Source organism: Candidatus Nitrosarchaeum limnium BG20 (genome assembly GCF_000241145.1).
GTDB lineage: Archaea > Thermoproteota > Nitrososphaeria > Nitrososphaerales > Nitrosopumilaceae > Nitrosarchaeum > Nitrosarchaeum limnae.
The window spans coordinates 1-4,401 of sequence record NZ_AHJG01000306.1 but is presented as its reverse complement, the minus strand read 5'-3'; the positions used below and the strand labels follow the sequence as shown (position 1 = coordinate 4,401).

5 protein-coding genes and 2 pseudogenes are annotated in these 4,401 nt (G+C 30.3%); 2 read left to right on the top strand and 5 right to left on the bottom strand.

What is annotated here, in order from left to right:
* Positions 1 to 357: pseudogene (locus BG20_RS10885) on the top strand (hypothetical protein); the annotation flags it as partial.
* 10 nt (positions 358 to 367) lie between these two features.
* Here the strand turns inward: BG20_RS10885 and BG20_RS12040 are convergent.
* Genes BG20_RS12040 through cobO form a run of 3 tightly spaced genes read right to left on the bottom strand, consistent with a single transcriptional unit; the run spans position 368 to position 1,889 of the window.
* Positions 368 to 523 (bottom strand): RNA-protein complex protein Nop10, encoded by a 156-nt coding sequence (locus tag BG20_RS12040; protein WP_007403188.1) that lies wholly within the window; start codon positions 521 to 523, stop codon positions 368 to 370.
* A gap of 1 nt (position 524) precedes the next feature.
* Entirely contained in the window at positions 525 to 1,322 is a 798-nt protein-coding gene (locus tag BG20_RS10880; protein ID WP_048097252.1) for a translation initiation factor IF-2 subunit alpha, read from the bottom strand.
* Between the two features lie 36 nt (positions 1,323 to 1,358).
* Positions 1,359 to 1,889 carry a cob(I)yrinic acid a,c-diamide adenosyltransferase gene (cobO, locus tag BG20_RS10875; RefSeq protein WP_010195275.1) on the bottom strand — a complete coding sequence of 177 codons (531 nt, stop codon included), beginning with the start codon at positions 1,887 to 1,889 and terminating at the stop codon, positions 1,359 to 1,361.
* Between the two features lie 91 nt (positions 1,890 to 1,980).
* On the opposite strand from cobO, the pseudogene BG20_RS14035 reads away from it, so the two are divergent.
* Positions 1,981 to 3,334: pseudogene (locus tag BG20_RS14035) on the top strand (cobyrinate a,c-diamide synthase).
* Here BG20_RS14035 and BG20_RS10865 read toward each other — a convergent pair.
* Both BG20_RS10865 and BG20_RS10860 read right to left on the bottom strand, forming a co-directional pair.
* Complete coding sequence (locus BG20_RS10865; RefSeq protein WP_010195270.1) at positions 3,323 to 3,964, bottom strand: precorrin-8X methylmutase; 642 nt, start codon at positions 3,962 to 3,964, stop codon at positions 3,323 to 3,325. The pseudogene BG20_RS14035 and the gene BG20_RS10865 overlap by 12 nt on opposite strands.
* The coding region (locus BG20_RS10860) for a sirohydrochlorin chelatase (protein ID WP_010195269.1) at positions 3,954 to 4,401 on the bottom strand (448 nt) is incomplete at its 5' end. The genes BG20_RS10860 and BG20_RS10865, both read right to left, overlap by 11 nt.

Here is a 4,401-nt window from a genome sequence, read left to right as displayed (position 1 = left end):
GGTGGAGGAGATGAATCAAAAAAACAGTGGTTTATTAAAATTGCAGAAGAACCTCTACAGGATTATTTGTATAATGATGGTATTAGTGGTACTGAACGTTTTTGGAATGACACATTACTTGGTCAAATGTTCCCATTTACTCCTTTAGCATATGTGAATTTACAAACACAACAACAATCTGCAACATATCAACCTGGCTTTACTCCAATCTATGTTAAAGACATCAAATATACATCTGATGGTAATGGTCCATTACAACTAGTACATGCATCTCCAAGTTTCAATGCAGAAAAAGGTCAGCCAGTAATAGGTGTGTTTGTCTATAAAGTTAACAAAGATTTTGTACCACCTAACTAGTATGATCTTTTTAATTATATCTTTCAGCTAGTCTGTATCTCATGTATTTGTCATCTGGTGAAAATTTAGCTGGATGTGCAGAAACTGTTTCTTCATTACACAAAGGACATCTCTCCTTTAACGAATATCGATTACACTTTGAGCATCTTCTTAATAGGAATCTCATCTCAATTCTCTCTTGTTTTTTTTGATTCCTCTCTAGTAAATTTGAATGAACCTTTCTTTTTTTCAATATTTTCTTGAATTTCTATAAGAATTGGTTTTAATGTTTTTTCAGCAGCTTTGAAATCTTCTGAAGTTATAGATAGTCTATATTTTGGTGCCCCTAAATAGGTAATATCTATAGTTGGATCTTTTTTTGTTGCATCTAAAAGCGCTTTTTTAATAATTTCAACTCCATCTGATTTGTTATTTGTAATTTCCATGATTCCTCTAATTTCAACTGAAGGAAGTTTGATTTTAGAACAAATTTCCTCAATAACAGTCGCTGTTTTTTTAGGAATTTTTAATTCTTTTATTGATTCTATTCCGTTTCTTCCAATTTCAATAAATGCATCATATACAGAATCGAATTTTGAATAAATCATATCCTCTAATTTCTCTATATCTTCATCAGAAAGTTTTCCTTTTTCTTTTACATTTTGGAGTAATGTTTTTCCTTTTTCAAATTTTTTGACCTCTTTTAATTTCTGTTTTTTCTGATCCTTTGATACTTGTTTTAAAGAGAGATCAATATCTCCCCTATCCTGATTCACTTTTTTTACTAGTAATACCTTTTTTTCTCCATCTTTTACAAATCTACTGACTGATCTAATCCAACCTGGTGCAATTTCTGAAATATGTAAAAATCCTTGAATTCCGTTATATTCATCTAAAGTGACATAAGCTCCATGATCCATTACTTTAGTTATTGTAGCAAGAACAATTTCTCCTTGTTCTGGCATTTCTTGAACTTCAGTAGACATTTCTTCTAAATTTCTTCTCTTCATAATTTAATGTTGCTAGAAGTCAATTCCTTTTTTTGCCTTTACGCCATATTGAAATGGATGTTTAATCTCTTTCATCTCTGTTACCAAGTCAGCCAACTCAATAATTTTGTCTTTTGCATAATTTCCAGTCAATATAAGATCTAATTTAGGTGGTTTTGTTTTGATCAAATTAATAACATCTTCAATTTCTACTAGACCTAAATTAATGGCATAATTAATTTCATCCAAAATCACAATGTCGTATTTTCCTGACTGAATTTTTTCTGTGCTAATTTTAATTGCTTCTGCTGCAACTCTTTCATGCTCTGTTTTGGGACTTTTGTCATCAATTATACCAACAAATCCTTTTCCAATAGCAACCATTTCAAATTCAGGCTCTAATCTTTTTGATGAATACATTTCTCCATAATGCCATGATCCTTTGATAAATTGTATCATGCAAGTTTTTTTTGCATATCCTGTAGCCCTTAATGCAATTCCCAAGGCAGCAGTGGTCTTTCCTTTACCTTTCCCTGTATATACAATAGTTAACCCCTCATCCATAAACAGTTCTTGTATTATCCAAGTAAAAACATTGAGTATTGTTCAGTTCAAATGTATCAATTTAAATAAAAAACAATTCTAATCATTCGAATTGCAAATTCCTAGAATTACAATAGCAGGAGCCACTAGTGGAGTTGGAAAGACCTCAATTACATGTGCAATTATCTATGCTTTACAAAAAAAGGGGTTTTCTGTACAACCTTTCAAGGTTGGTCCTGATTACATTGATCCAAGTTATCTTTCAAGTATATCTGATCATGAAGCGTTTAATCTTGATGTTTGGTTGATGGGAAGAAATCAACTCTTGAACAGCTTTGTATCTAATTCAAATTCTGATATTTCTATAATTGAGGGAGTAATGGGCTACTATGATGGATTTGGAGGAGATTCCAACTATGCTAGCACACATCATGTAGCATCAATAACAAAATCTCCAGTAATTTTGATTTTGGATGCAAGCAAAACATCTAGATCAATTGCAGCAACAGCAATTGGATTTCAAAAATTTCATAAAAACTCAAGAATTTCTGGAATTATACTGAATAAAATTGGAAGTAAAAAACATGAAATTTTATGTAGAGAGGCACTTGAAATTACAAAACTACCAATAATTGGTATAATTTATAAAAACTTGGAATTAAATTTTGAATCCAGACATCTTGGATTAATTCCTGTAAAAGAAAAAAATCTTAAATCTAAAATAAAAAAAAATTCTAAAGTAATCTCGGATTCAATTGATGTTGAAAAAATTATTCAAATTATAAAAAACCCTGTCTCTCTTCCAAAAAAATGTTAAAATTAAAATAAAAAAACCATCAACCACAATTGCTATAGCACTTGATAGTTCTTTTAATTTCTATTATCGTGATAATCTTAATGCATTAAGAAGAGAAGGTGCAAATCTTAAGTTTTTTAGTCCAATAAACAATAAAAAACTTCCAGAATCTGATGGTATTTACATTGGAGGTGGTTTTCCAGAAGTTTTAGGTGATTCACTTGAAAAAAACCATATGATGAAAAATACCATAAAGAAATTATCTGAAGATAACACTCCAATTTATGCTGAATGTGGAGGATTGATGTATCTTACAAAATCTATTGATTATGGGAATAAAAAATTTAAAATGATTGGGATATTTGATGCAGAAACAAAAATGACTAAAAAAATGAAATTAAACTATACTAAAGGTAAAGTTATCTCAAAAAATATTATCACAGATAAAACACATGCTTTACGTGGACATGAATTTCATTATTCAGAATTGGATGCTGTTTCTTCTGATTCAAAATTTGCGTACGAATTAGACATTGGATTAGGAATTAAAAATCAAAAAGATGGATTAATTCAATACAATACACTCGCATCTTATGGGCATCTCTATTTTGATAGTTCTGATTATGCTCGAGTTTTTGTGAAAAATTGCATTAATCATTCAAGAAGATAATTCTGCTCTTACAATCTTGTATAATGCATTAATTATTGCAGATGCTGAAGAACTTCCGCCTTTTCTTCCTATGTTTGTGATAAATGGAGTTTCTTCTAATTTGCTCAATTCTTCTTTTGATTCTGCAGCACAGATGAATCCTACTGGAATTCCAATTATTAAGGCAGGTTTGACAATTCCCTCTTTGACCATATGTATTACTTCTAAAAGTGCAGTTGGAGCATTTCCAATTGCTACTATTCCACCGTCAATGTCTGAAGATGCTACTCTCATTGATACTTGGGAGCGAGTCTTGTTTTCTTTTTTTGCCATTTCCATTACCTTTGGATCTGAAATATTGCAGACAATCTTATTTTGAAAATCTTTTGGATTTTGTTTATTGAGACCTCCAATTACACCATTAACATCAACCACAATACTACATCCATTTTTTAGAGCTTTAATTCCGCTTTCAATTGCTTTTTTATGAAAGATAACTCTATTTTCTCTTGCAAAATCAAAATCTGCAGTTGAATGAATTATTCTTCTAACTATAGGCCATTCTTTTTCGTTATATTGATGAGTACCAATTTCTTTATCAATCATTTGCATACTTGCATCTTCAATTGATTGACCCTTTCTAGTCTGCATTTTCAACCTCTTTTGCTCTTTCTATAATCAAGTCGATCATTTTTTCATCTACTCCTAAATGTTTTGTAATGTATGCCTTTTTGATACTAGAGTTTTCTAGGGCAGGTATCAAATCATTGTTAATATCAGTTTTAACATGAGCCCCCTCATGTAAGAAATAAAATACAATTACTAGAACTTGAGGATTGTTTTTTTCACAAGTTTTAATGCCTTGAACAATATCTGGTTGTTCAATCTCTAACCAACATCTATTTACATTTCTATAATTGTTTTTTAATCCATCTACTACATAATCTAATGACAACTGTGCATTAGGATCTTTACTACCATGTCCAATTATTAACACATCTACATCTTTTTTTGAAATTGTAACCTTGTTTTCTTGTAGTGTTGAAAATATTCTATTTTCAACTAAGTTTATGAGAGTTTTATGCATA

What these genes read in the sequence shown, in the direction of transcription:
- cobO (WP_010195275.1), bottom strand. Translation starts at nt 1,889, where the DNA reads ATGGATGAGGGGTTAACTATTGTATATACAGGGAAAGGTAAAGGAAAG.
- BG20_RS10865 (WP_010195270.1), bottom strand. Translation starts at nt 3,964, where the DNA reads ATGCAGACTAGAAAGGGTCAATCAATTGAAGATGCAAGTATGCAAATG.
- BG20_RS10880 (WP_048097252.1), bottom strand. Translation starts at nt 1,322, where the DNA reads ATGTCTACTGAAGTTCAAGAAATGCCAGAACAAGGAGAAATTGTTCTT.
- BG20_RS12040 (WP_007403188.1), bottom strand. Translation starts at nt 523, where the DNA reads ATGAGATTCCTATTAAGAAGATGCTCAAAGTGTAATCGATATTCGTTA.